This window comes from Flavobacterium soyangense, from assembly GCF_015277675.1.
Taxonomy (GTDB): Bacteria; Bacteroidota; Bacteroidia; order Flavobacteriales; family Flavobacteriaceae; genus Flavobacterium; species Flavobacterium soyangense.
In genome coordinates this window covers 19,411-44,840 of record NZ_JADHEC010000001.1, presented here as the reverse complement: position 1 = coordinate 44,840, position 25,430 = coordinate 19,411, and the positions used below count along the sequence as shown (strand labels likewise).

Below are 25,430 nucleotides of genomic sequence, written 5' to 3'. Positions count from 1 at the left end.
TTATCCAATTATCCAATAAATATCTAAAATCGTATATTATATGACACACTTTGAAATAGAACTAGAAAGACTTAAAAACGAAATTATAAAAATTGGTAATCTTGCCGAAACCCAAGTAGTTGAATCTGTAAAAGCACTACTCTCTGAACCTATAGAAGGAAAAGAAGTAAAGAAAACAGAAAGCAAAATAGATAAATTAGATGTAAAAATCGACGAAATTTGTCAAAGTATTTTTGCTTTACAGCAGCCAGTTGCCTCAGATTTAAGGTTTATTATGGCGGCAATGCAAATTAGCAATGAGATTGAACGAATTGGTGATTTAGCTGTTAGCGTTATTAAAAGAGCAAAAAATATTAAAGACAAACACGATTTAATAGCCAAGTTTGATATAGGCGATTTGGCCAAAAAAGTTGAGTTAATTACTATGAAAACTAATGAATGTTACTTGACACGTGACGAAATTACGATTGGAGAAGTTTTTATTTTGAATAGTACAATCAAGAAACTAGGAGATGACGCAATAGATGGGATTATAGGAGAAATGAAATCACATTCTAAAGTTGTTGTTTCTGGAACTAATCTTGTTATTGTGTTAAAACATCTGGAACGTATTTCTGAGCATTGCACTAATATTGCTGAGTATGTGCATTTTATGGTAAATGCCAAAATTATAAAGCATGATAAACACGAAGACCTGAATTTATAAGTAAATTAGGTTACACCACAATTTTTTGCCACGAATTACACCAATTAACGCTAATTTCTTTAAAATTATTAAGAAAAATTAGTAAGAATTGGTGTAATTCGTGGCAATTTTGTTATAGCTCAATAGTTGTTTTTACTTTTCAAATACTTCGAACAATTCTTCCCAATTTACAGAGTATTCAAATCCTTTCAATCCTTTATAATTTTGAATTTCAAAGATGTTTTTCAGCTTAAAATCATCCTGTTTTGCAAAAGGAACCAGGCCCTCTTTTTCTAGTCTTTCGGCCAAATATTCTTGTTCAAACTGACCTGGAGTTGGAATAAAAAAGGCTTTTTTCTCTAGTTTCACCAAGTCCATAATCGTGGTATAACCAGAGCGACACAGTACCATTTCACTTTCGTTAAAGGTTTGTTCGAGTTGTCTGGTATTCATAAAATTATAATAGGTAACATTCTTAATTTGTTCCTTTTTTTGGTCTTTTTCAACAATTCCTTTTATAAAAATTGTTTTTCCTCCAAAATTTAAAACCTCTTTTTTTAGCTTTTCTTCCAAGAATTCACGTTGAGGTTCTGGTCCCGAAAGAATAATCATCAAATCATATTGTTTTGGTGTTTCTTTTTTATGAAATCGGCTCAAAGGGCCAATGTATTTTAGTTTAAAATCAGGATTCTCAAGATGACCTAGTTTTCCGGTCAAATTTGGAGTCTCTTCAACATCCGGAACCCAACATTCCTTGTATTTTTTAATTATATGCTGATGCAATTTGCTGGTAATCCAAGTTGTGTTTCCAGTTATCACATTCAATTGGTGGGTGATAAATACCGAAGGCACCTTTTTGCTGAAAACACCCAATCTATTATCCGAAATAATACCTTCAATATCGTATTTTTTGACCCATTTTTTGATTAGTTTTTTTTCATTCAAAACTGCTTTCATCATTTTTGGAAAATTTTGCAATAGTTTCCATTTAAAATTCTTGCCGTCCTTAGCATATTCAATCTGGTACGAAGGTAATTTTAGGGTTTTTATGTACGGAAACTCTTTTCGCAACAGCTCAAGAGCAATTCCATCAGAAGCAATAATGGGAATATAATTATTCTCTTGTAGTGCTTTAATAATAGGAATACATCGCGTAGCGTGACCTAAGCCCCAATTTAAAGGAGCAATCAAGATGGTTTTGTTAGTTGAACTTAAAGTCATTTATTGAGATAAGTATTATGTAATTATAAAAGCGAAAGTATAAAAAGCATTAGTGTTTCATATTTTCAAAGTATTACGATACCATTAAGTTATTAAGTTGCAAAATTTAAAAATAAGCTCTCAATTGAATACTTCCCGTGTGAATTGTTTGGCTACTTTCACTCTTTCGACCTTGATAATTAAAGTTAATATCCAGAAAGTTAGTTAAGTTTTTTTGCAAAAGTAATCTCCAAGTTAGGTTTTGTCCTGTTTGTAAACCTTCAAGTATTTGAAATCCAACCGATGAAAATTCATTTCCTACGAATTTATTTTGGTAAAAAGAAACTTCTCCATTCATCGTGAAATTCTTTTTGCCCGCATACGTAAAGGAAGTTCCAAACCTATTTTGCATCAATGTTTCTAAGTTTCCAATTTGATTTTTCTTGTTTTGCAGTTCATAAAACAAATCCCAACTCGTACTTTTTGAAAATAAATAACTAATTTTTGGTGCCAATTGATAGCCTTTTATTTCATAATTTTTTTCAGCAAAATTTTCCGAATCAATAGAAGTTTGAATTGTTTTAGCAAAAAAACCAAACAACCAACTTTTCTTATACAAGTGTGAATATTGCAATTGATTCGAACTGTTTTTACCTTTCTGTGAGCCTATAGAAAGTAAATTTTTTGTCTCATTTTGAATGTAGGAATAGGTTACGGAATGGTATTGTTTTCCTCGATTAAAGAACAAACTATTCCTGAAGCTGGAATTTAATCCCAATACATTTTCAGTTGAATTGTTAAAAGGATTTAGGTCAAAATTATCGCCTTTATTTTTAATTTTTCGATCAATGATATAGGAAGTTTGGTTGTAAAAATAAGAAATTATTTTTTTGAAACCACTCTCATTTTGCCATTGATTAGGATTCAAAATTATCGATTGGGAGAATTTATTCTGGTGCGTTTTGATGTAAATTCTGTTAGGCAAATAGATTCTGATGTATTTTGCCTGGTCGATAAAAGGAGCAACTTCAAACTCCTCTAATTCCTGAATTCCATTACTGTTGTAATCATTCCAAGTATAAACTCCCTGTCCAGCAGGAACTTCAAGATAGGTAAATTCCTGCTGCGGAATGGAACCGGAATTGGTTTCAAAAACGGTAGTAGATTGAATTAATTGATTGAAAAAACGGTCATTGTAAACCATTCTGGAATTCAGTGAAGGCTCGTTTCTCTTGGATATATCTACAAAATTCAAAACCCTGTAATTCACAAAAAGTGACAATTCGCTTTTATTGGTTTGAATTAATTTTGACCGTAAGGCTAAGGTTTGGGAGTTATTCACACGGTGAACAATTCCGTTTTGCAGACTGTCATTCGTTCTTTTATAATAACCCAATTCCACAAAAACCTTTGTACTGTCACCACGACCTGCAAAAAAGCCATATTCTAAAAACCGCTGGCTCAATGCCGAAAACTGATTTGTTGATTTGGTTTTTTCTTGGTTATCTTCAAATTTCAGACTGCTGCCAATCCAGTTTTTCTTGAAATGATATTTTACTTGCGTTTGGTTTCTCAGGAATTTCGATGTTGATATAGTAGCATCGCTATTCAGAAAACTTCCCTGACTTTGAATTTTCCAATCTTTCAAATTAAATGAAGCATTCAAAATATGGCGATTTCCAGAAAAACTCTCGGAGAAATCAAGTTTTTCAAATTGGTAAACTAAGTTCCCTTTTTCTGGCAAAGCCATAAGTAGTCCCGAAACCAAATAACTTTGATTGCCAAAGGTTGTCGTTCCTAGATTCCAATCTCTGCCAAATTCAACGTTGTAAAGTCTTTCAACTGTTCGAAAATCTTTCTGTATATACTGATAATTAGCAAAAGCATCCACATTCCATTTTTTTGAAAACAGTCGTTGTCGTGCATTTATTTTTGTCGCCAAGCCTTGATTATTGGAATCATCCATTGAAGAAAATAAGTTTTTATCGTTGTTGCTCAACCCAATTTCAAAATCAATAGCTGTTTTTTCTGTGGGCTTATATTTTCCTAAAAAGGTGGCGACCTGGATTTTTATGGGCGCCACTAATTGAATAACAGGCCCGTAATTTCCTTGAGGAATTCCATTTAAGGGTTCAATATATTCATAAATTCTGCCAATTGTGGAGGTGTTTTTTAAAATATAATTCCCATTATTGGTTCCAACTGAACTGTACCTAACATTAAATAATACATCCTGTGGATTATTTGAATATTCAAAAACTTCTACTGCGTTTACCAATGTTTTTTTATACAATATCTTGTTGTCAGAGTAGGAATCTTGGTATGCCGAAGGCGCAACCATTAAATCACTGTTGTCGCCGGCATTGACTAAAATTTGGGCTTGTTCTGTCGAAAGACTTTGTTGTAATGGTTGATTTTTTAAATCACTTTCGGAATACAAATAACCGCCAAAACTCCATTTTTTGCTTTCGTGTGAGCCGCCTGCATAAGTAACAAATCGGGTGTAATTTTGTTCAGAATATTGATATTCTATGGTGATTCTCATTTCGGAAGTAATGGTAAAAAGTGGTGTAAAAATGATTTCGCCGGCATTATAATCTATGGTGTAATCATTGTTTTCTCCCCGTTTCAGAAGGATTCCATTTACATAAACCCGCTCTGAACCTGAAATAACAAGGATATACAATTCTCCATTTTGTCCAATTAATTTATATGGTCCTTGATTTCCTTCTTGTCCCACAAAATTACTTTTGGCATATTGTCCTTTTACCAATGCCGCCGAAGCAAAAACATTGGTTTTATTATCTTTTGTCCCAAAGTCAAAATTAGCGGTCAATCCTTGTGCTTTTTTGTTGAAATTCAGAAATTGGGTTTTATGGTTTTCAAGAAAAACATCTCCCGCTCGAATGTTCCATTTATCGCTAAAAAGCTCCATATAAACATTGTCAAATTGATCTAGTTTTTGGGAGTAACCTCCATCTTGTAGCGGAATATTGTTGTCTTGTAAAGAAGCACGCATACTCACTTTTTCGGATAGTTTTCCGGTGATTTGTAAATCCAGATTGGAGTTTAAAACCGTGTTTTGATTGTTGCCAATAGTGACACCTCGCGTTATGCTTCCCGAAGTGTTGAGTCCTTCGAATGGAATAGTTTTTTTCTCTTGAATGGCTTCAACGGTATACAAACTTCCAGAAGCGGCTTCATTACTCACCACTTTACTGGAGTCATAAATGCGATATTCTTTGGTTAAAATCTCAGGAAGTTTGAGATAATTCACCGTTATGGAATCTGAACTTTTTGGAAAATTTTCATTTAAAATTAAAATTCCTTTTTCGAAATTTATTTTGTAGAAAGTGTTATCAATGGGTTTTTCATTGGCGTCAAGCAATTTAAAAAAACTTGGGTTCAGGCTTTCATTTCCAAGGTGAATGGTATCACGAGAAACGAGTATTTTTTTGGTTTTGTACGACGAGTTGATTTCCTGGGCGTGAAGTCCGGATAAACAGATTAGTGCCAACAAAATCAAGATATTTTTTAACATAAATACTTTAACTCGAAAGTATCAAAAGTAGTATTTATAATTGGGAAATTATAAAGAGGATATTTTGAAGCTAAATTAACTTAATAAAAAAAGCCGCAGATTCACAAATTTTAAAATCTGTCAATCTGCGGTTAATTTTTTTAATGTTCAGATTAACCTTCTATAGTCACAATCTGCATTGTTTCTCGGCTCACTTGTTTCAATAAAACCGTTTTGTTGTGCTCGACAGTTTGGGCCGCTTTGTCGTTAAAATGCCTAATGGTGTAAAGAGTTACATTTTCATTATAATCGACTTTGAATTTTTTGGACAAAATAGGATTCAAATCTTTAAAATTTCCAAATTTATCCTCAACGCATACTGAAAAACTAATTGCAGAATTCTGGATTAGGTTTACTTTCAGTTTGAATTGGTGAAACATAGCAAAGATTTCGCTGATGTTTTCTTCCATAATAAAAGAAAAATCTATAGAGGAAAGCGAAATCAAAAGTTGGTTTCTTTTGACAATAAAACTAGGAATTTGCCACTCTGAATCAGAACCTTTTGAGACACAAGTTCCAGGTAATAATGGATTTATAAATGATTTTACATGCAAAGGAATCTCCTTTTTCTGTAGCGGTTGCAATGTTTTTGGGTGGATAACGGTTGCGCCATAAAACGCCATTTCTATCGCTTCACGATAGGAGATATGGCTTAACAAACTCGCGTTTTCAAAATATCTTGGGTCGGCATTCATCACTCCGGGAACGTCTTTCCAGATGGTTACGCTTTCGGCATTGAGGCAATAAGCAAAAATTCCCGCAGTGTAATCTGAACCTTCACGACCTAAAGTTGTAGTGAAATTATTTTCGTCAGAACCCAAAAATCCTTGGGTAATATTCAATATTTTTCGCTTTACGTTTTTGGCGATATTTTTTTGGGTTAAATCCCAATCTACTTCGGCATCTCTATAATTCGAATTTGTTTTTATGAAGTTTCTAACGTCAAGCCATTGCGTTTTTATGCCTTTATAGTTCATGAAATGACTTAAAATCGTAGTCGAAATCAATTCGCCATAACTCACGATTTGGTCATAGACAAAATTATAATTTGGTGATTTATTATGTATTAAAAAATATTCTAAATCTGAAAATTGCGTATTTACTGCTGCAAAAACTCCATTTTTGTCATCTTCGAATAAATCCAACAGAATTTGGTTGTGGTATTTTTTTACTTCTTGCACCGATGAATTCAATTCCTCTGATTTCTCGAAATAGTTTTTTATTACTTCTTCAAGGGCATTTGTGGTTTTTCCCATGGCAGAAACCACTAATAATACATCTTCGTAGCCCACTTTTTGTAAAACGTCATACACGTTTTTAATTCCTTCGGCATCTTTAACGGAAGCACCACCAAATTTAAATACTCTCATAATTTAAAAAAAATTTAATTTTTTACTTATTCTTTTAATTTATTTTCAACGAAATAAGTGATTGCTGCTTCGTCCATTTGTGCAACTCTCCATTCGTCAAGCACTTTTGCACCTGATTTTTCATAGAATTCGATTGCTGGCGAATTCCAGTCCAATACATTCCAGTCAATTCTTCGAACTTTATCTTTTTTTGCCTGTTTGATAATTTCAGAATACAAGGCGTAACCTAGTCCTGTGCCACGCATTTTGTCTTTCACAACCAAATCTTCCAAGTGAATTGTTTTTCCTTTCCAGGTAGAAAATCTATAGTAATACAAAGCAATTCCCACGATTTCGCCTTCTACTTCAGCAACAAAAACTTGAAATAAGGGAATGGTACCAAAACCATCCCGAATTAAATCTTCTACTGTCACTAAAACGGCGTCTGGCTCTTTCTCAAAATGGGCCAATTCTTGAATAAGACCTAAAACAGCTTCCATATCTTCTGGATTTCCTTTTCTAATAGTCATAATATTTTATTTATAATTGTTTATTGGCTTGAAAAAATAAGTTTTTATTCTGAAAATACACACTTTGAATGGCAAATATACAATTATGATGAACGAACTAAATAAAATTATATCATTTTCACAAAAAAACCGATATTTGTGACTTCAATACAACTATAACGATTTCGTAATGGAAGTGCGCAACAAAACTTTAGGAGAATATATTATCGAAAATCAAACCGCCTTTCAATATTCGTCAGGCGAATTATCAAGAATTATCAACTCGATTCGATTAGCGGCCAAAGTGGTCAACTACAAAGTGAACAAAGCTGGATTAGTTGATATCGTTGGTGCCGCAGGAGCACAAAATATTCAGGGTGAAGATCAGCAAAAATTGGACGTTTATGCCAATGAAGTTTTTATTCAAACCTTGATAAATCGCGAGATTGTTTGTGGAATTGCCTCGGAAGAAAATGATGATTTTATAACCGTACAAGGTTCTGACAACAGCCACAACAATAAATATGTAGTTTTAATGGATCCGCTGGATGGCTCTTCAAATATTGATGTGAATGTTTCTGTGGGAACCATTTTTTCGGTTTATAGAAGGATAACCCCTGTGGGAACTCCGGTAACTTTAGAGGATTTCTTGCAACCCGGAATTAATCAGGTGGCAGCAGGATACGTCATTTACGGCACATCGACAATGCTGGTTTACACGACTGGACACGGTGTAAATGGATTTACTTTGAACCCCGCCATTGGAACATTTTATTTGTCGCATCCCAAAATGGAATTTCCCAAAAACGGAAATATTTACTCCATAAACGAAGGGAATTATGTCCATTTCCCGCAAGGTGTGAAAGATTATATCAAGTATTGCCAGCTAGAAGAAGAAGAAAGACCTTATACTTCAAGATACATTGGAAGTTTAGTTTCTGACATACATAGAAATATGATAAAAGGGGGAATTTATTTATATCCAACCAGTTCAAAAGCACCAAAAGGTAAATTACGATTGCTTTACGAATGCAATCCAATGGCATTTATTGTTGAGCAAGCTGGAGGAAAAGCATCGGATGGTTTTACCAGAATTATGGAACTTCAACCAACAGAATTGCACGAAAGAGCACCATTCTTTTGTGGTAGTCATAACATGGTTGAAAAAGCGGAAGATTTTATGCGATTAGCCAAGTTAAGTAAATATTAAAAAGACTTAAGAATTTTAAAAAAAGCGCAGTCTAAATCTGAGGCTTTTAAAAAATAATTTTTCATTATTAGCCCCCTTTCCTTTGAATAAGGTTGGGGGGGGGGAGAGGATTATCTATTCATATTTTGCATTTCGTAAATAAAGGTGTCTAAATCTACTTTTTTATCAACTAATGCCAATGCTTTATTGACGATATAGTCTACATTGCTGGTAGTAAACCCCAAGGCTACTGCAAATTTTCTCAATAAAATTTCTTGTTTATCGCCCAAATGGTGGTCATGGTGAACCACTCTGGCAATATTATATAAACTTTCCAGTCTTTCTATGTGTAAATAGGGTGGATTTAGTTCATATTTCAATGGGTTTTCTAAAATTTCTTCATATTCTTCATTCGAAATTTCTAGTTTTATGGCTAGCTTGTCTAAAAATTTCTTTTCGTCGGGATCAAATTTTCCATCGGCGAACAAGACACGAACCACAGCGGCAAAACGACCTTTCATCCTGCGTTTAAATTCATTATCAAATAATTCTGCTATTGACATAATTTTGAGTTTTAAATTGTCATATAAAGATAATACTAATTTCGATTTTAAGGAAAAGCAATTCTTAATATTTTTGTATTATAATAAAATAAATGGGACAAGAAAGGCTTTTAACAGTGTCGTTTCAAACTAATTTCAAAATTAATTGTAAGTTTGACAACCCCTAATCTTTAAAGTTATTTACATGTCTGAATTTTGGATTTATTTTGAAAAAGGCTTGAGGCACATTCTCAACCAATTTGCTTATGACCACATCTTATTTTTAATTGCTTTGACGGTTTCATATGCATTCAAGGATTGGAAAAAATTGTTGCTTTTGGTTACTATTTTTACTGTTGGGCATACATTGGCATTGCTCTTGTCTGTTTTTGGAGTAATTATTATAAAAGGCAATTTGGTTGATTTTTTAATTCCAATAACCATTCTTATCGTGGCTTTTTTTAATCTTTTCACGGCTGGAAAATCATCAAAACAAGAAAGCATCAGCATAATTGGTTTTGTAACTTTGTTTTTTGGAATTATCCACGGGTTGGGTTTTGCGAGTTATTTTAAAACGGTTATTGGAGGTTCACCACAGTCAAAATTATTGCCTTTGTCTGAGTTTTCATTAGGAATAGAAACTTCTCAAATAATAGTTGTTTTAATTGTGTTAATACTTTCGTACATTGTTCAGACCTTCTTCCGATTTTCAAAACGCGACTGGACATTAGTGATGTCGTCTTTTGTGATTGGGGTTGTTTTGCCAATGATTATCTCGAGCGAAATTTGGAATAGATAAATTATATGGAAAAGAAAAAGTTAAATAAATACGACAAAGCGTATCTTCGAATTGCCAAAGAATGGAGTCTTTTGTCTTATTGTAAACGCAAACAAGTAGGAGCCATAATCGTTCGCGACAAAATGATTATTTCTGACGGATATAACGGAACGCCTTCTGGTTTTGAAAATTGTTGTGAAGACGAAGAAGGCCTGACTAATTGGTATGTACTTCACGCAGAAGCAAATGCAATTTTAAAAGTAGCGCGTTCGACACAAACTTGTGAGGGAGCAACACTTTATATCACGCTTTCGCCTTGTAAAGAATGCAGCAAATTAATTCATCAATCTGGAATAAAAAGAGTCGTTTATCAATTAGGGTACAGAGATACTTCGGGAGTAGATTTTCTTGCAAAAGCAGGTGTAATTGTTGAACAAATAGAAGTTTTAGAATAAATGAAAATTAACCCTAAATATTTTCCAATACTTATTTTTGCTACCCTTGCCTTTGGAATTCTTCTGGGCGGATGGCTTAATTTTCCGGACCAAAATCAATTTTTGGCCAAAAACAATTCGAAAAATAAACTCAACAAACTAATTGATTTCATTAACACGGAATATGTTGATAATGTAAATACGGATTCAATTGTCGCCCATACTGTTGACAATATTCTGGCACAACTTGATCCACATTCGGTTTATATTCCGCCAAAGGAACAAACCGAAGTTGCCGAAAGCATGCGAGGTGATTTCGTGGGGATCGGAGTAAATTTCTATATGTATAAAGATTCATTGGCGATTATTAAAACAGTAGAAAATGGTCCTTCGGAAAAAGCCGGAATCAAATCAGGAGACCGGATTCTTTATGCCGATAAAACAAAATTATTTGGACGGAAATTACCAACGGACAGTCTTTTCTCAAAACTAAAAGGAGTAGAAGGTTCTGAAATTGTTGTCACGGTTTATAGAAAATCGGAGCGAAAAAACATTAAAATAAAAATAAAAAGAGGTGTTATACCGCTAAAAAGTGTTGACGCAGCTATACTTTTGAATGCTACTACTGGCTACATAAAAATAAATCGCTTTGCCGAAACTACGTATGACGAGTTCAAAACTGGTTTAACCAAATTAAAAGAACAAGGTATAAAATCACTCGTTATTGACCTTCGAGAAAACGGCGGAGGTTATATGGACCAAGCGATTGCCATTGCTGACGAATTTTTGAAAGACAAGCAATTAATTGTTTTTACAAAAAATAAAAAAGGAACTATCGAAAAAACTTTCGCCACTAAAACAGGAAGTTTCGAAACTGGAAATTTGTTTGTTTTAATTGACGAAAACAGTGCGTCGGCAAGCGAGATTTTGGCAGGAGCCATTCAGGATAACGATAGAGGAACAATTGTAGGCCGCCGTTCTTTTGGAAAAGGATTGGTGCAACGCGAAATGGATTTTGATGACGGCTCTGCAGTGCGATTGACCGTTGCCAGATATTATACCCCTACAGGACGTTCGATACAAAAACCGTATTCAAAAGGAAATGAAGACTATTTTAAAGAATCACAATCGAGGTTTGACAATGGTGAATTGTATAATAAAGACAGCATAAAAACGCCTAAAACACCAAAATTCAAAACACCAAAAGGTAAAATCGTGTATGGTGGCGGCGGAATTGTTCCTGATGTTTTTGTTCCGCTTGAAGTGGAGCAAAGCAAAGAACATACCGCTTATTTATTGCAATCTGGTATTCTTGGTCAATTTGTGTTTGAACAGTTAGACCATAACCGAACTATTTTTAAAGGAATGACTTTCGAACAATTTAAGGTCAAAATTGATGGAACGGATTTGTATTTTAATGCTTTCCAAAAATTTCTTTCTAGGAATGGAATTGATATGAAATTGGATGATAATAAAGCTTTGGTAAAACGATATTTGGCTGCAGAATTTGCCCGACAGTTATTCAATGAAAGTAAATTTTATGAGATTGTCTTGAAAGACGATGCAATGGTTAAGACGGTTTTGAATAATAAATAATTTCAAATTATTTTATTCTTACACATAAATAAAAACCATATCGATTATTGTCTATTTCTGGTAAAAGGGTAATATTATCTGTCTTTTTAAAGGGATTCCATTTAATAATTGGATCAAAATAATAGATGACATTAGTTACCAGCATTCCTATTCCGGCTCCCACTAACACATCTGAAAGCCAATGGGCATTGTTCGTAATTCGTAATGCTCCGGTCGTTGCAGCAAATCCATATCCGCTATAAGCAAGCAAAGGACTTGTGTCTTTGAACTCTTGATATAAAACGGTTGCATTAGTAAAAGAAGATGAAGTATGTGCAGAGGGCATAGAGTCCGGATTCCCATTACCATTTGGTCTGGTTTTATTGCTGATTTTTTTTATTTTAAAAGTGATAAAATCAGTAATTATAATGGATAGTGTTAGATTTTTTGTTTGGTCAAACCAGTGGTTTTTTGCCTTTATGCCCAATGCATCAGCCGCATAAAGCTCTACTATCGGGGCGTATCTTGTGTAATTATCCACTGAAGTACTAAAGTCTTCTCCTACACTGTTTCTAACGCTTTCTTGAAAAGACTTTTCAAAGGCACTCCCGCTTATTAACAGTCCTCCAGTAATAAGAGATATTGGCAAAACAGTTGTTTTTAAAAGAGTAGTTTTTTGCTTTGGTTTGGTTGTCAAACTATCAGTTTGAGCATTTGCTGCTTGAATGGTAAAGATTAGGACAATTGCTATGAAAGGTATTTTTAGTTTCATGATTTTACATCTGTAAAGCAATACTAATAAATAAAATCAGAAATAAAAACTTCTAAAGGTCAATAAACTATTTCTTAATGCTATGGTGCGATTGTGTTTGAATTCCGCCATTCCATACAGTAAGAATGTCGGTTGCTACTGCAGCACCGCTACCTGCGGCAATTGCCACTTGGCTTCTACAGCCGGCAAGTGTTCCGGTAACATAAATGCCTTCTGCGGCTCTGTGGTCTATATTTTTGAGTTGGATTCTTTGTTTTTCGATAGGTATTTTTTGATGCGGTTCCACATATTGCATTAATCCTTCAATTGCAAAAGTATTGGCAGCACCGATTCCTACAATAATTGATTTAGATTTATAAATATTTTTATTTGTAGTAATTGTAATTTGTGGGGATTCGCCCTCGATTTTCAGGACTTTTTCATTTGAAATCTGGGTAATATGAGGATAAGTTTCTGATAAATGCTGAATACTTTCAACTAATAAATCAGAACCTAATTTACCCTGAGGAATGCCATAAGTATTATTAATAACGGCTTCCTGAAGAGAGGAGGTTTTCTGATGTGTTATTATGCCAATTTTTTTTTCAATGACAAAGGGTTTGTTTTTTGCTGAACCCAAAACAAGAGCACATGACATTCCGGAAACGCCACCACCAATGATTAAAGCATCAAACACAATTAGAATTTATCATTCATTTTTTCTTCGATGCTTTTTGACATTCTAAATATCAAAAGAATTAAAACTGCACAAAATGAAGCTGCAATTCCAATAAAAGCAATCATACTGTTCCCTTCGAGAGGATGTTTGAAGTCGAGCAGACTAATATTGAATATGATTAGCCCGATTGCCAAAACTACCAATATGTTAGTGAAAAGTTTCATATTTAGATATTATTTATTTTTTAAAGGAATATGGAATTCGCATATATCTTCGTCGATGCTTGCATCGCATTTGTGTTATGCTCATTTCATAAAAATATTATTTTGTAAAAATGATGTGTAAATTTATAAAAATTTATTTTACGCGAACAAACCTTTAACATTACCGGCGAATAATTTAACAGCTATAGCCAAAAGAACAACTCCAAAAGCCTTTCTGATTACTCCCAAACCATTTTTTCCCAGCATTTTTTCGATTTTTGCCGATGATTTCAAAACAATATATACGATAATAATATTTAAAACAATGGCAATTACAATATTTATGGTTTGGTATTGGGCTTTCAATGATAATAAAGTGGTCATCGTTCCGGCGCCGGCAATTAACGGAAAAGCAATTGGTACAATTGAAGCGGAACCTGCTTCTTCATCTCGATAAATGCGAATCCCTAAAATCATTTCAAGAGCCAAAAAGAACAAGACAAACGAACCTGCAACGGCAAATGAATGAACATCTATTCCTATAAGATTTAGCAATTCTTCACCTACGAAAAGGAAAACAATCATAATAATTCCGGCAACTAACGAAGCTTTCTCAGATTCAATATGGCCGTGTTTTGTTCTTAAATCAACAACAATAGGAATCGTTCCCACAATATCAATTACAGCAAAAAGCACCATCCCGACAGTAATTATTTCTTTAAAATCCAATTCCATAATTTCTTAAATTTATGGGGCAAAAGTAGTATTTTCTATAGGTTTAAAAGTCAAATTAAGGTTAATTTTTTTGGTAAAGTGTATTGGCTAAGATAGTTGACAATGTCTATTTTAATGCAATAATTTGAATATTTACCGATAATTTGGGGCTTAAAAAACTCAAAAATTACCTTTCGAGATTCAGAATTGCAAAGTATATTTGCAAAATGTTTCAACTAGGAAAAACCATCGTATCGGAAGATATTCTCGAAAAAGAATTTGTTTGTAATTTATCAGCCTGCAAAGGTGCTTGTTGTGTCGATGGCGATGCTGGCGCGCCTTTAAACGAGGCTGAAACCAAGATTTTGGAAGAAATTTATCCAAAGGTAAAACCATTTCTCCGCAAGGATGGCATTGCTGCCATTGAAGCTCAGGGAACCTGGACAAAAGGCACAGATGGCGATCTTGAAACGCCTTTAATTGATAATGCAGCTTGTGCTTATGTCATTTATGACGGTAAAACCGCACTTTGCGGAATCGAACAAGCCTACAATCAAGGGGAAGTTACTTTCAAAAAACCAGTTTCTTGCCATTTGTATCCAATTCGCGTGAAAGATTTCACTGAATTTTTTGCTGTGAATTATGACAAATGGGAAATCTGCGATGATGCCTGTTCTTTAGGCAAAGAGCTCGAAGTCCCGGTTTATAAATTTGTAAAGGAAGCACTCATTCGAAGATTTGGCGAAGATTGGTATTTAGAACTCGAAAAAGTAGCCGAGGAACTTAAAAAATAATTTCCAAAAAATTATAATTTTCCAATTTAGCGTTTTTTTAAATCCTATATTTTACAGTATCTTGCGATATATTTTATTTTTTAAAATATTGATTTTCAATGTTTTACAATTTATATGAAAAATATTCCAATCGCTTCGATTTGTTAAAAACTCAATCCAATTGTGAATAAGTTTGGCTTTTTATAACCGCAAGAATTCACAATCTTTGTAATCTACGAAAAACATAAAAATTCGTTAAAATTTCAAAAAAACAAAAAAATAATGTCAAAACTTGAACCAATCTTACAAGAAAATAAAAATCGATTCGTGATTTTTCCAATTAAACACCACGATATTTGGGAATTTTATAAAAAAACGGAAGCAAGTATCTGGACTGCTGAAGAAATCGATTTGGCTCAGGATTTGAACGATTGGAACAATAAATTAAGTGAAGACGAAAAATATTTTGTAAAACACATTCTTGCCTTTTTTGCAGCTTCAGACGGAATTGTCAATGAGAATTTGGCACAAAATTTCATCAACGAAGTACAATATGCCGAAGCAAAATTCTTCTATGGTTTCCAGATTATGATGGAAAATATTCATAGCGAAACGTATTCGCTTTTGATTGACACTTATGTGAAAGACGAAACAGAGAAAGACGAATTGTTTACAGCAATCGAGGTTTTTCCGGCAATTAAGAAAAAAGCGGAATGGGCTTTGAAATGGATTGAATCTGAATCATTTGCTGAAAGATTAATTGCTTTTGCAGCGGTGGAAGGTATTTTCTTCTCTGGAAGTTTTTGCTCCATTTTTTGGTTAAAAAAACGCGGTTTGATGCCAGGATTGACATTTTCTAACGAATTAATTTCTCGTGACGAAGGCGTACACTGTGATTTTGCCGTGCATTTGCACAACCACCATTTAAAACATAAAGTTTCTAAAGCACGTATAAGAGAAATTATCGTTGAAGCATTGAACATTGAAAGAGAGTTTATTACAGAATCGATTCCGGTGAGTTTGATTGGAATGAACGCCGTTTTAATGACACAATATTTAGAATTTGTTACCGACAGATTATTGGTAGAATTGGGTTGCAAAAGAGAATACAACACAGCGAACCCTTTTGATTTTATGGATATGATTTCGCTTCAGGGAAAAACGAATTTCTTTGAAAAGAAAGTTGCCGAATATCAAAAAACGGGAGTTATGAATACCGATTCTGATGCCCAAAAAATTAGCTTTGATGCCGATTTTTAAAAAATAAAATCCATTTTTTACAGAAACCTAAATCTGAAAAATAGCATAGCCCCGATAGAAGGGAAAATCCCACGCTTTTTTTGCGTGGATTGGAATGATAGCGGGATAAAGCTCCAAAATAAATAAGAATTTTTCAGAATTACCCGGGATTAGTTTCCCAAAAACAATCACAAATACCCCGAAATAGAGAAGGGATTGTCTATTTCACAAAACTAAAAAATTATGTACGTAGTAAAAAGAGATGGCCACAAAGAGCCAGTAATGTTTGACAAGATAACGGATAGAATTAAAAAACTATGCTACGGACTAAATGGTTTAGTCGAACCAGTAAAAGTGGCAATGCGTGTAATCGAAGGTTTGTATGACGGAGTTTCGACTTCAGAATTAGATAATCTTGCTGCAGAAACTGCGGCTTCAATGACGATTGCTCACCCTGATTATGCACAATTGGCAGCGAGAATTGCAATTTCGAATTTGCATTCCAATACCAAAAAATCATTCTCGGAAACGATGAACGATATGTTTCATTACATCAATCCGAGAAACGGTCAGGAAGCACCATTGCTTTCTGAAGAAGTGCATAAAGTAATTATGGAAAATGCTGAATTCTTGGATTCGCACATTATATACAATAGAGATTTTAACTACGATTATTTTGGTTTCAAAACCTTGGAACGTTCATATTTGTTAAGAATAAACGGAAAAATAGTAGAACGCCCACAACATATGTTGATGCGCGTTTCGGTTGGAATTCACTTGAATGATTTGGATTCGGTGATAGAAACTTACGACTTAATGTCGAAAAAATTCTTTACTCACGCCACACCTACATTGTTCAACGCAGGAACTCCAAAACCACAAATGTCTTCTTGTTTCCTTTTGGCAATGCAGGACGACAGCATTGATGGGATTTATGACACGTTGAAACAAACGGCCAAAATCTCGCAATCGGCCGGTGGAGTTGGATTGTCTATTCACAATGTTCGTGCAACGGGTTCTTATATTCGCGGTACAAACGGAACTTCAAACGGAATTGTACCAATGTTGAGAGTTTTTAACGATACGGCTCGTTATGTGGATCAAGGTGGTGGAAAACGTAAAGGAAGTTTTGCGATTTACATCGAAACTTGGCACGCCGATATTTTTGATTTCTTGGATTTGAAAAAGAATACCGGAAAAGAGGAAATGCGCGCCAGGGATTTATTCTTTGCGATGTGGACTTCGGATTTGTTTATGAAACGTGTGCAGGAAGATACGTATTGGACGCTAATGTGCCCGAACGAATGCCCAGGTTTATATGACGTTTACGGCGAGGAATTTGAAGCGATGTACATTGATTATGAAACTCGCGGAAAAGGACGTAAAACCATCAAAGCACGTGAATTGTGGGAAAAAATTCTGGAATCTCAAATTGAGACCGGAACGCCCTATATGTTGTATAAAGATGCAGCGAACAGAAAATCAAACCAGAAAAATCTTGGAACCATTCGTTCATCGAATTTATGTACTGAGATTATGGAGTTTACTTCGAAAGACGAAATTGCGGTTTGTAATCTTGCGTCTATTTCGTTGCCAATGTTTGTGGAACACGGGAAATTTGACCACAAATTATTGTTCGACGTAACTAAACGCGTTACGAGAAACCTGAACAAAGTAATCGACAGAAATTATTATCCTGTTATAGAAGCCGAAAATTCAAATAAACGTCATCGCCCTGTGGGTCTTGGTGTACAAGGTCTGGCTGATGCTTTCATAATGTTGCGTTTGCCGTTTACGAGCGACGAAGCCAAGAAATTAAACCAGGAAATTTTCGAAACTTTATACTTTGCAGCCGTAACCGCTTCGATGGAAATGGCAAAAGAAGAAGGGGCGTATTCTACATTTAAAGGATCACCAATTTCGCAAGGAGAATTCCAACACAATCTTTGGGGATTGAAAGACGAAGAACTTTCCGGTCGCTGGGATTGGGCATCTTTGAGAAAAGAAGTGATGGAACACGGTGTGAGAAATTCACTTTTGGTAGCGCCAATGCCAACTGCTTCGACTTCACAAATCCTAGGAAACAACGAAGCTTTCGAACCTTATACTTCCAATATTTACACCAGACGAGTTTTGTCTGGCGAATTTATTGTGGTAAACAAGCATTTACTCGAAGATTTAGTGAAATTAGGTTTATGGAATGAAACTTTGAAACAAGAATTAATGAGAAATAATGGTTCTGTTCAAGACCTTGCCATCCCTCAGGATTTAAAGGAATTGTACAAAACTGTTTGGGAGATGTCGATGAAAGACATCATCGATATGTCACGCCAACGCGGTTATTTTGTAGATCAATCGCAATCGTTGAACTTGTTTATGCAAGACGCGAATTATTCGAAATTGACTTCGATGCACTTTTACGCTTGGCAATCGGGATTGAAAACCGGAATGTATTATTTGAGAACAAAATCAGCGGTTGATGCGATTAAATTTACCTTGAATAACGACAAAAAAGCGGAGCCAATTGAAGTCAAAGAACAATCAACAGAACAAGTATTACAACCTATTGCTGTTTTAAACGAACCAGCTGAAATGAGTGTTGAAGAATACAAAGCAATGATCGAATTGGCAAAAAATGCAGGTCCGGAAGATTGCGAAATGTGTGGAAGTTAATTCGAGAAATTATTAATAATAAAAGGCTTCAATTGTAGTTGAAGCCTCTATTAAAATTAAATGTAGATAATAGAATTGAAGTTCTATTCTATAGCCAAACATTTATTTGTTTTCACAGTTCAAATATAAAATATTTTGGTAAAAAAAGGACTTCTTTATTGTTTAATTTTCTAAATTCAATAAAATGAGTAAAAAAGAAACACCAAGCGTAGGATATAGAAGCGCTGTAACGGGACAATACGTTAAGCCTGATTACGCTTCTAAACATCCAAAAACAACGGTTAGTATTACCAAGAAAAAGTAGTTTAAATTTTCAGGGAGTTATTTTTAACTCCCTTTTTTTACCTTTAATAATAAAATATCTATGAAGAACGAGTTAATAAAAAGTTTGACAAATGATTTTGAAGACCATTCTCAAACCACCGAAAACGGAATTGAATTTTGGTTTGCGAGAGATATTCAACATTTGTTAGGATATTCAGAATGGCGAAATTTTAATAAAGTAATTTCTAAGGCAAAAACTTCCTGTGAAGTCTCTGATAATCTGATATTAGACCATTTTGTTGACATCAACAAAATGGTTACAATTGGTTCTGGAACCGAAAGAGAAATTGATGATATAATGCTAACTCGTTATGCTTGTTATTTAATAGCTCAAAACGGTGATCCAAGAAAAGAACAAATTGCATTCGCTCAAAATTATTTTGCCATTCAAACAAGAAAATTTGAATTAATTGCCAAAAGAATCGATGATTGGGAAAGGTTAAATGCGAGACAAAAATTAACTTTATCTAAAAAGGAATTGTCTGAACTTATTTTTGAAAAAACAGGGAATGATAAAAATTTCGCATAATCAGGAGTAAAGGAGATCAAGCATTATTTGGAGGTAAAAACACTTCGCAAATGAAAATGAAACTTGGTGTTCCAGAAAGTAGACCACTTGCTGATTTCCTTCCAACAATTGTCATAAAAGCCAAAGATTTTGCAACTGAAATTACAGTTTTTAATACGAAAGATAAAGGATTGTCCTCTGAAAGAAGTATCTCATCGGAACATATAAATAATAATCTAGGAGTGCGAAAATTGTTGTTAGACAGGAAAATTGTACCTGAAAATCTTCCTCCTGAAGAAGATATAAAAAAACTGGAGAGAAGGGTAAATTCAGAGACAAAAAACATCGGTAAAAACCCGGATAAATTGACTTAATTTTACTATATTTGAGGGAGTTATCGCTACAAAAACATTTTTCATAGACATTAAAAACTCTTCAAAATGAAAAATAATGTGTTTACCGTTACAGATGATTTATTGGCTACACGAGGACAACGTTTTATCAATTGCATTCTCGATACTTTGATTGTCCATATTATTATAGTCAGTATTGCCACAACTATTGTCATCATTGGGAATGTTACTAATAATTATGACCTGACTAAGTGGGCTGAATCGACAACAACTTTCCAAAGATTGCTTCTTTGGGCTATAATGTTGTTCTTATACTACTTTTTGACCGAAACCTATTTTTCAAGAACTTTTGCCAAGTATTTTACCAAAACAATTGTGGTTACAAAAGACGGTTCTAGACCAAAAAAAAGGACAATAAGCATTCGAACACTCTCCCGATTTATTCCTCTTGAATGTCTTACTTTTTTGGGAACAAATGTCAGAGGATTGCACGATTTATTTTCTGATACTTATGTGGTAAAAAAACACGAGTTCAATCATAAAAAGGGAGCGGCTTTATTTCCTTGACGAAACCCGAAAAACAGATTCAGCCGTCAATTTTGATGGCTGTTTTTATTTAAAACAACTCCTTTTTATTATATTCGCTAAATCTAAAATAGCACAATGAACTGGGAACAACTTTTATCACTAAAACGCCAAGGCGATACAGGGAAACGATTACGAATAGAGCAAGACGACACGCGTTTGGGCTTTGAAGTCGATTATGACCGAATTATATTTTCGTCGGCTTTCAGGAGTTTACAGGATAAAACACAGGTTATTCCACTTTCGAAAACGGATTTTGTGCACACTCGATTGACGCACAGTTTAGAAGTTTCGGTTGTTGGTCGATCCATCGGGCGATTGGTTGGTAAAAAAATTATCGAAAAATATCCGCATTTAAAGGAGATTCACGGTTTTCAGGCGAATGATTTCGGGGCGATAGTTGCTGCGGCTTCCTTGGCACACGATATTGGAAATCCGCCTTTTGGACATTCTGGAGAAAAAGCCATTGGCGAATATTTTTCCATTGGAAAAGGACAACAATACAAAGACCAACTTTTGGCCAAAGAATGGCAGGATTTAATTGATTTTGAAGGAAATGCTAATGGATTTTCAGTGCTGACGGCAAGTCGTCCCGGAATTGAAGGCGGATTGAGAATTTCGTATGCAACTCTTGGTGCATTTATGAAATATCCAAAGGAAAGTTTGCCTAAAAAACCAACACAAAATATCGCCGACAAGAAATATGGATTCTTTCAATCGGACAAGGGATTTTTTGAAGATGTAGCTTCGGAATTGGGGATGATTCCAAACAAAGATGGAAACGACATTGGTTTCGAAAGACATCCTTTGGCCTATTTAGTCGAAGCTGCCGATGATATTTGTTACACGATTATTGACTTCGAAGATGGTATAAATCTAGGATTGGTTTCCGAAGATTTCGCCTTAGAATATTTAATAAAATTGGTAAAAGACAGCATTGATACCGGTAAATACAATACATTAACCACCAAAGAAGACCGAATTAGTTACTTGAGAGCTTTGGCAATTGGAAGCTTAATAAATGATGCCGTAAAAGTTTTTATCGAAAATGAAGAGGCAATTTTGGATGGAAGATTTCCACACGCTTTGACGGACAAAAGCAAGTATAAAGTTCAAATGGATGATATTATCAAACTGAGCGTCAAAAATATTTATCAAAGTCGTGAAGTCATTGAAAAAGAAATCGTGGGCTACCAAATTATTCAAACCTTATTGGATAAATTCATTACCGCTTTCAATAATAAATTTGATGGGAATGCGTCTAATTATGATAAATTATTGCTAAAAATGTTACCCGAAAAATTCTTGGAGGAAAAAGAAGACTTGTACAAAAGGCTAATGCATATTTGCTATTACGTTTCTCTTTTGACCGACGGGAATGCGTTAGAATTATACGAAACTATCAATGGCAGAAAAACGAATTAATTTTAAAAAAGATAAACCATTCCCACACCAAGAGATTGTTTTAACTGTACTTTTGCCCCTGTAACGACTTGAACACCATTAATTTCTTCTATAGTTTTCACATCATCGTCATAAATGAGGTGAGTTCCAATATTTGCTCTTACATATTCATTTACCACTAAATCAAAGTATAATTTCCATTCCACGTCAATATTTCCAAAATTATGGAGGTAATCTGAATACAGACTCAAACGGTTTTCCATAGTGATATTTTTTAGAACTTCTTTTTTATAGTAGTTGGTTATTAAAAAGCCAAATTCGGTTTTTGATTGTTTCCCTTTTGAAATTAAATTTCCTTCCGAATCATAAGTTGCTTTGGTTACGCCAAAAGCGCCTTTATTGGCTAAGGTTTGGTCTAAAATTAAGGTGTTTTTTAAAGTCAAGGGCGAAATATAAACATCAAATTTTTTTTCTTTGTTGAAATAATCAGCTCCAACGCCAAGGAATGTATAGGCGGGTGAAAATGGCTTTGAAATAGGGGAACTGGTGTCCGGATATTTATAACCATTGGTAAATTGGGTGTTAAAATTAAATTTAGCTGAATGATACCAATTCGACAAGGTATCTTTTCTGTAGCCAAAAGTTGAATTAAATCGAAATTCGTCATCTGATTTTCTTATTGCCAAACCATCTTGCTTGTTAATTCCATATCTGACTATCAATTCATTGACCCATTTGCTTTTGTAAAGCGTATGTATTCTTGTAAAATTTCCTTTTAACAGACCAGAAATCGAACTTACACCACCGGCATTCCAGTTTACAAAGGCAATTTCGTTCAGGTCAAAACCTATTGTATTTTTATTTGTCCAATGGGATATTGAAATTAACGGAATTGTTGGTTGTGTTGTCACCGTTATTCTAAATTTTGAAGTAGCTGTAGCAAGGGTCGTCACGGGTATAAGATCTACTTCAACGGGCGTAATTATTGTTTCTTGTGAAAAACTACTTATGGAGATAAAGAATATGAAAAAATGGAAACTAAAAGAAGATAATTTCATCGTTGACTATTAAGTTAAAATTACGAAAATAATTCATTTCAAAAGCTTGAAAAAATATTTTCTATACTTTTAACGTCAATTTTACAATATTGTTGTTGCTCCTCAATAGTCCCTTGTTCGATAAATTCATCAGGAATCCCTAATGTTTTTACTTTTGAAGTATAATTATTTTGTGCTGAAAATTCAAGAATAGAGCTACCAAATCCGCCTTTTATCACGCCGTCTTCAAGGGTAATTATAGTTTTAAATTCCTTGAAAATGCTATGCAATAATTGTTCGTCCAGAGGATTTACAAAGGCAAAATCATAATGAGCAATAGTTTCCGGATGTTTCATTTTGGCTAAAGCCAAAGTCACATTATTCCCGATGGTTCCATTGGACAAAACGGCCACTTTTGAACCTTTTTTGAGGCAATTTGCCTTGCCAATTTCAATTTTTTCGTACGGTTTTTGCCAATCCACAATTTGACCACGACCTCGCGGATAGCGAATCGCAATAGGATGATTTAAACCCAATTGGGCAGTATATAAAATGTTTCTCAACGCAATTTCATTCAATGGTGCATACACAATCATATTGGGAATGCAGCGCAGATAGGCCAAGTCAAAAACGCCATGGTGTGTCGCGCCGTCCTCGCCAACCAAGCCCGCTCTGTCTAAACAAAAAATCACGGGTAAATCTTGCAAAGCCACGTCATGGATGACCTGGTCGTAAGCTCGTTGCAAAAATGTGGAATAAATATTGCAAAAAACTACCATTCCTTGAGTTGCCATTCCGGCTGATAACGTGACAGCGTGTTGTTCCGCTATCCCAACATCGAAAGCGCGTTTTGGGAATTCGTCCATCATAAATTTCAACGAGCTTCCCGACGGCATTGCAGGCGTAATTCCAATAATTTTTTCATTTGTTCTTGCTAAATCCAATAAGGTCAATCCAAAAACATCCTGATATTTTGGGGGTAGATTTTCTTCCGATTTCAAAGGAATTTCGCCAGTAATTTTATCAAATTTTCCTGGGGCGTGGTATTTTACCTGATCGTCTTCGGCTTGTTGTAAACCTTTTCCTTTTGTGGTTATGATGTGGAGGAATTTTGGGCCTTTTACTTTTTTTAACCGTTTCAATTCCTTGATGACTGCAAAAATATCGTGTCCGTCTACAGGGCCTGAATAATCAAAATTCAGGGACTTAATCATATTATTTTTCCGTGGATTTTTCCCTTCTTTTACGGCGGTGAGATAATTTTTCAAGGCGCCAACACTCGGATCAATGCCGATGGCGTTGTCGTTGAGAATAACCAATAAATTGGCATCGGTAACGCCGGCGTGATTCAATCCTTCGAACGCAATTCCCGAGGCAATCGAAGCATCGCCAATAACAGCAATATGTTGTTTTTCGAAATCGCCTTTCAAATTAGACACAATCGCCATCCCCAAAGCTGCCGAAATAGAAGTGGAGGAGTGGCCTACGCCAAAAGCATCGTAAATACTTTCGCTTCTTTTTGGGAAACCAGAAATCCCGTTAAGTTGACGATTGGTATGAAAATTTTCTCTTCTTCCGGTTAATATTTTATGTCCGTAAGCTTGATGCCCCACGTCCCAAATTAGTAGATCACTTGGTGTATCAAATACATAATGCAAAGCGATGGTGAGTTCTACAACGCCAAGGCTTGCGCCCAAATGACCTTCTTTTGTGGCAACAATATCAATAATAAAGTCTCGCAATTCTTGGGCAACTTGAGGAAGTTGGACTTCATCGAGTTGGCGTAAATCGGTTGGATTATTGATGTTTGAAAGTAAATTATTGGTCATAAAGCAAATGTACGAATTGAATTCTTATTTTTGTAACTATGATAAACCCTTTCACCGATGAGTATTTTATGAAGAAAGCCTTGCAAGAGGCGGAAATGGCTTTTGAGAAAGACGAAATTCCTGTTGGTGCCATAATTGTAATCGACAATAAAATCATTGCACGAGGTCATAATCTTACCGAAATGCTCAATGATGTTACCGCTCACGCAGAAATGCAGGCGATAACCGCAGCTGCCAATTTCTTGGGCGGAAAATATTTAATAGGTTGCACGCTTTATGTCACGTTGGAACCTTGCCAAATGTGCGCCGGCGCTTTGTATTGGAGCCAGATTTCTAAAATTGTTTTTGGAGCCAGTGATGAACATCGCGGATTCGAGAAAATGGGAACACAATTGCATCCTAAAACTACAGTTGTTCGGGGAGTTTTGGCAGATGAAGCAAGTGAATTGATGAAGCGATTTTTTGCGGAGAAAAGGAAATGATTTTTAATATTAGATAATTTTTGTAATTAACATCT

General features: G+C 34.7%; 22 protein-coding genes and 1 pseudogene. 12 read left to right on the top strand and 11 right to left on the bottom strand.

Going from position 1 to position 25,430, the window contains the following annotated elements; all coding sequences use genetic code 11:
- Nucleotides 1-40: 40 nt before the first annotated feature.
- Entirely contained in the window at nt 41-706 is a 666-nt protein-coding gene (phoU, locus tag IR213_RS00195) for a phosphate signaling complex protein PhoU (RefSeq protein WP_194310298.1), read from the top strand.
- Between the two features lie 132 nt (nt 707-838).
- Here phoU and IR213_RS00190 read toward each other — a convergent pair whose 3' ends face one another.
- From IR213_RS00190 to IR213_RS00175, 4 genes are all read right to left on the bottom strand, one after another.
- Nucleotides 839-1,906, bottom strand: a complete 1,068-nt coding sequence (locus IR213_RS00190; protein ID WP_194310297.1) for a glycosyltransferase family protein — start codon at nt 1,904-1,906, stop codon at nt 839-841.
- Between the two features lie 106 nt (nt 1,907-2,012).
- Nucleotides 2,013-5,426 (bottom strand): hypothetical protein, encoded by a 3,414-nt coding sequence (locus IR213_RS00185; RefSeq protein ID WP_194310296.1) that lies wholly within the window; start codon nt 5,424-5,426, stop codon nt 2,013-2,015.
- A gap of 152 nt (nt 5,427-5,578) precedes the next feature.
- Entirely contained in the window at nt 5,579-6,835 is a 1,257-nt protein-coding gene (locus tag IR213_RS00180) for an aspartate kinase (RefSeq protein ID WP_194310295.1), read from the bottom strand.
- 26 nt (nt 6,836-6,861) lie between these two features.
- Entirely contained in the window at nt 6,862-7,344 is a 483-nt protein-coding gene (locus IR213_RS00175) for a GNAT family N-acetyltransferase (protein ID WP_194310294.1), read from the bottom strand.
- A gap of 169 nt (nt 7,345-7,513) precedes the next feature.
- Between IR213_RS00175 and fbp the strand changes: the two genes are divergently transcribed.
- Complete coding sequence (gene fbp / locus IR213_RS00170) at nt 7,514-8,533, top strand: class 1 fructose-bisphosphatase (RefSeq protein WP_194310293.1); 1,020 nt, start codon at nt 7,514-7,516, stop codon at nt 8,531-8,533.
- A 110-nt stretch (nt 8,534-8,643) separates the two neighbouring features.
- Here fbp and IR213_RS00165 read toward each other — a convergent pair whose 3' ends face one another.
- Nucleotides 8,644-9,075, bottom strand: coding sequence for a tellurite resistance TerB family protein (locus IR213_RS00165; protein WP_194310292.1), 432 nt, complete (start codon nt 9,073-9,075; stop codon nt 8,644-8,646).
- Nucleotides 9,076-9,259: 184 nt separating this feature from the next.
- Here IR213_RS00165 and IR213_RS00160 point away from each other — a divergent pair, with 184 nt between their 5' ends.
- Genes IR213_RS00160 through IR213_RS00150 form a run of 3 tightly spaced genes read left to right on the top strand, consistent with a single transcriptional unit; the run spans nt 9,260 to nt 11,862 of the window.
- Nucleotides 9,260-9,853, top strand: a complete 594-nt coding sequence (locus IR213_RS00160) for a HupE/UreJ family protein (protein WP_194310291.1) — start codon at nt 9,260-9,262, stop codon at nt 9,851-9,853.
- A 5-nt stretch (nt 9,854-9,858) separates the two neighbouring features.
- Nucleotides 9,859-10,287, top strand: a complete 429-nt coding sequence (locus IR213_RS00155; protein WP_194310290.1) for a deoxycytidylate deaminase — start codon at nt 9,859-9,861, stop codon at nt 10,285-10,287.
- The gene (locus IR213_RS00150) at nt 10,288-11,862 is read left to right on the top strand and encodes a S41 family peptidase (protein ID WP_194310289.1); all 1,575 of its coding nucleotides are present in this window, start codon (nt 10,288-10,290) and stop codon (nt 11,860-11,862) included.
- Nucleotides 11,863-11,869: 7 nt separating this feature from the next.
- On the opposite strand, the gene IR213_RS00145 is transcribed toward IR213_RS00150, so the two are convergent.
- From IR213_RS00145 to IR213_RS00130, 4 genes are all read right to left on the bottom strand, one after another.
- On the bottom strand, nt 11,870-12,613 hold the full coding sequence (locus IR213_RS00145; RefSeq protein WP_194310288.1) for a phosphatase PAP2 family protein: 744 nt from the start codon (nt 12,611-12,613) through the stop codon (nt 11,870-11,872).
- A gap of 67 nt (nt 12,614-12,680) precedes the next feature.
- Entirely contained in the window at nt 12,681-13,289 is a 609-nt protein-coding gene (locus IR213_RS00140; protein WP_194310287.1) for an FAD-dependent oxidoreductase, read from the bottom strand.
- Nucleotides 13,290-13,291: 2 nt separating this feature from the next.
- Nucleotides 13,292-13,495 carry a hypothetical protein gene (locus tag IR213_RS00135; RefSeq protein WP_194310286.1) on the bottom strand — a complete coding sequence of 68 codons (204 nt, stop codon included), beginning with the start codon at nt 13,493-13,495 and terminating at the stop codon, nt 13,292-13,294.
- 138 nt (nt 13,496-13,633) lie between these two features.
- Nucleotides 13,634-14,212 (bottom strand): MarC family protein, encoded by a 579-nt coding sequence (locus IR213_RS00130; protein WP_194310440.1) that lies wholly within the window; start codon nt 14,210-14,212, stop codon nt 13,634-13,636.
- Between the two features lie 203 nt (nt 14,213-14,415).
- Here IR213_RS00130 and IR213_RS00125 point away from each other — a divergent pair, with 203 nt between their 5' ends.
- The 6 genes and pseudogenes from IR213_RS00125 (at nt 14,416) to IR213_RS00100 (ending at nt 22,068) form a co-directional block, all read left to right on the top strand.
- Nucleotides 14,416-14,982 (top strand): DUF3109 family protein, encoded by a 567-nt coding sequence (locus IR213_RS00125; protein WP_194310285.1) that lies wholly within the window; start codon nt 14,416-14,418, stop codon nt 14,980-14,982.
- A gap of 261 nt (nt 14,983-15,243) precedes the next feature.
- A complete protein-coding gene (locus IR213_RS00120; protein ID WP_194310284.1) occupies nt 15,244-16,221 on the top strand; it encodes a ribonucleotide-diphosphate reductase subunit beta in 978 nt (325 codons plus the stop codon).
- 222 nt (nt 16,222-16,443) lie between these two features.
- Complete coding sequence (locus IR213_RS00115; RefSeq protein ID WP_194310283.1) at nt 16,444-18,873, top strand: ribonucleoside-diphosphate reductase subunit alpha; 2,430 nt, start codon at nt 16,444-16,446, stop codon at nt 18,871-18,873.
- 364 nt (nt 18,874-19,237) lie between these two features.
- Nucleotides 19,238-20,079: pseudogene (gene dinD, locus IR213_RS16605) on the top strand (DNA damage-inducible protein D).
- 66 nt (nt 20,080-20,145) lie between these two features.
- The gene (locus IR213_RS00105; protein ID WP_194310282.1) at nt 20,146-20,625 is read left to right on the top strand and encodes an RDD family protein; all 480 of its coding nucleotides are present in this window, start codon (nt 20,146-20,148) and stop codon (nt 20,623-20,625) included.
- 96 nt (nt 20,626-20,721) lie between these two features.
- Nucleotides 20,722-22,068, top strand: a complete 1,347-nt coding sequence (locus IR213_RS00100; RefSeq protein WP_194310281.1) for a deoxyguanosinetriphosphate triphosphohydrolase — start codon at nt 20,722-20,724, stop codon at nt 22,066-22,068.
- 2 nt (nt 22,069-22,070) lie between these two features.
- On the opposite strand, the gene IR213_RS00095 is transcribed toward IR213_RS00100, so the two are convergent.
- Both IR213_RS00095 and IR213_RS00090 read right to left on the bottom strand, forming a co-directional pair.
- Nucleotides 22,071-23,105 (bottom strand): DUF3078 domain-containing protein, encoded by a 1,035-nt coding sequence (locus IR213_RS00095; RefSeq protein WP_194310280.1) that lies wholly within the window; start codon nt 23,103-23,105, stop codon nt 22,071-22,073.
- Between the two features lie 38 nt (nt 23,106-23,143).
- Entirely contained in the window at nt 23,144-24,913 is a 1,770-nt protein-coding gene (locus tag IR213_RS00090; protein ID WP_194310279.1) for a 1-deoxy-D-xylulose-5-phosphate synthase, read from the bottom strand.
- A gap of 38 nt (nt 24,914-24,951) precedes the next feature.
- On the opposite strand from IR213_RS00090, the gene IR213_RS00085 reads away from it, so the two are divergent.
- The gene (locus tag IR213_RS00085; RefSeq protein WP_194310278.1) at nt 24,952-25,395 is read left to right on the top strand and encodes a nucleoside deaminase; all 444 of its coding nucleotides are present in this window, start codon (nt 24,952-24,954) and stop codon (nt 25,393-25,395) included.
- The last annotated feature ends 35 nt before the right edge of the window (nt 25,396-25,430 follow it).

Bases quoted from the DNA above. Each gene is read 5' to 3' on its own strand.
- phoU (WP_194310298.1), top strand. From the start codon at position 41: ATGACACACTTTGAAATAGAACTAGAAAGACTTAAAAACGAAATTATA.
- IR213_RS00190 (WP_194310297.1), bottom strand. From the start codon at position 1,906: ATGACTTTAAGTTCAACTAACAAAACCATCTTGATTGCTCCTTTAAAT.
- IR213_RS00185 (WP_194310296.1), bottom strand. From the start codon at position 5,426: ATGTTAAAAAATATCTTGATTTTGTTGGCACTAATCTGTTTATCCGGA.
- IR213_RS00180 (WP_194310295.1), bottom strand. From the start codon at position 6,835: ATGAGAGTATTTAAATTTGGTGGTGCTTCCGTTAAAGATGCCGAAGGA.
- IR213_RS00175 (WP_194310294.1), bottom strand. From the start codon at position 7,344: ATGACTATTAGAAAAGGAAATCCAGAAGATATGGAAGCTGTTTTAGGT.
- fbp (WP_194310293.1), top strand. From the start codon at position 7,514: ATGGAAGTGCGCAACAAAACTTTAGGAGAATATATTATCGAAAATCAA.
- IR213_RS00165 (WP_194310292.1), bottom strand. From the start codon at position 9,075: ATGTCAATAGCAGAATTATTTGATAATGAATTTAAACGCAGGATGAAA.
- IR213_RS00160 (WP_194310291.1), top strand. From the start codon at position 9,260: ATGTCTGAATTTTGGATTTATTTTGAAAAAGGCTTGAGGCACATTCTC.
- IR213_RS00155 (WP_194310290.1), top strand. From the start codon at position 9,859: ATGGAAAAGAAAAAGTTAAATAAATACGACAAAGCGTATCTTCGAATT.
- IR213_RS00150 (WP_194310289.1), top strand. From the start codon at position 10,288: ATGAAAATTAACCCTAAATATTTTCCAATACTTATTTTTGCTACCCTT.
- IR213_RS00145 (WP_194310288.1), bottom strand. From the start codon at position 12,613: ATGAAACTAAAAATACCTTTCATAGCAATTGTCCTAATCTTTACCATT.
- IR213_RS00135 (WP_194310286.1), bottom strand. From the start codon at position 13,495: ATGAAACTTTTCACTAACATATTGGTAGTTTTGGCAATCGGGCTAATC.
- IR213_RS00125 (WP_194310285.1), top strand. From the start codon at position 14,416: ATGTTTCAACTAGGAAAAACCATCGTATCGGAAGATATTCTCGAAAAA.
- IR213_RS00120 (WP_194310284.1), top strand. From the start codon at position 15,244: ATGTCAAAACTTGAACCAATCTTACAAGAAAATAAAAATCGATTCGTG.
- IR213_RS00115 (WP_194310283.1), top strand. From the start codon at position 16,444: ATGTACGTAGTAAAAAGAGATGGCCACAAAGAGCCAGTAATGTTTGAC.
- IR213_RS00105 (WP_194310282.1), top strand. From the start codon at position 20,146: ATGAAAAATAATGTGTTTACCGTTACAGATGATTTATTGGCTACACGA.
- IR213_RS00100 (WP_194310281.1), top strand. From the start codon at position 20,722: ATGAACTGGGAACAACTTTTATCACTAAAACGCCAAGGCGATACAGGG.
- IR213_RS00095 (WP_194310280.1), bottom strand. From the start codon at position 23,105: ATGAAATTATCTTCTTTTAGTTTCCATTTTTTCATATTCTTTATCTCC.
- IR213_RS00090 (WP_194310279.1), bottom strand. From the start codon at position 24,913: ATGACCAATAATTTACTTTCAAACATCAATAATCCAACCGATTTACGC.
- IR213_RS00085 (WP_194310278.1), top strand. From the start codon at position 24,952: ATGATAAACCCTTTCACCGATGAGTATTTTATGAAGAAAGCCTTGCAA.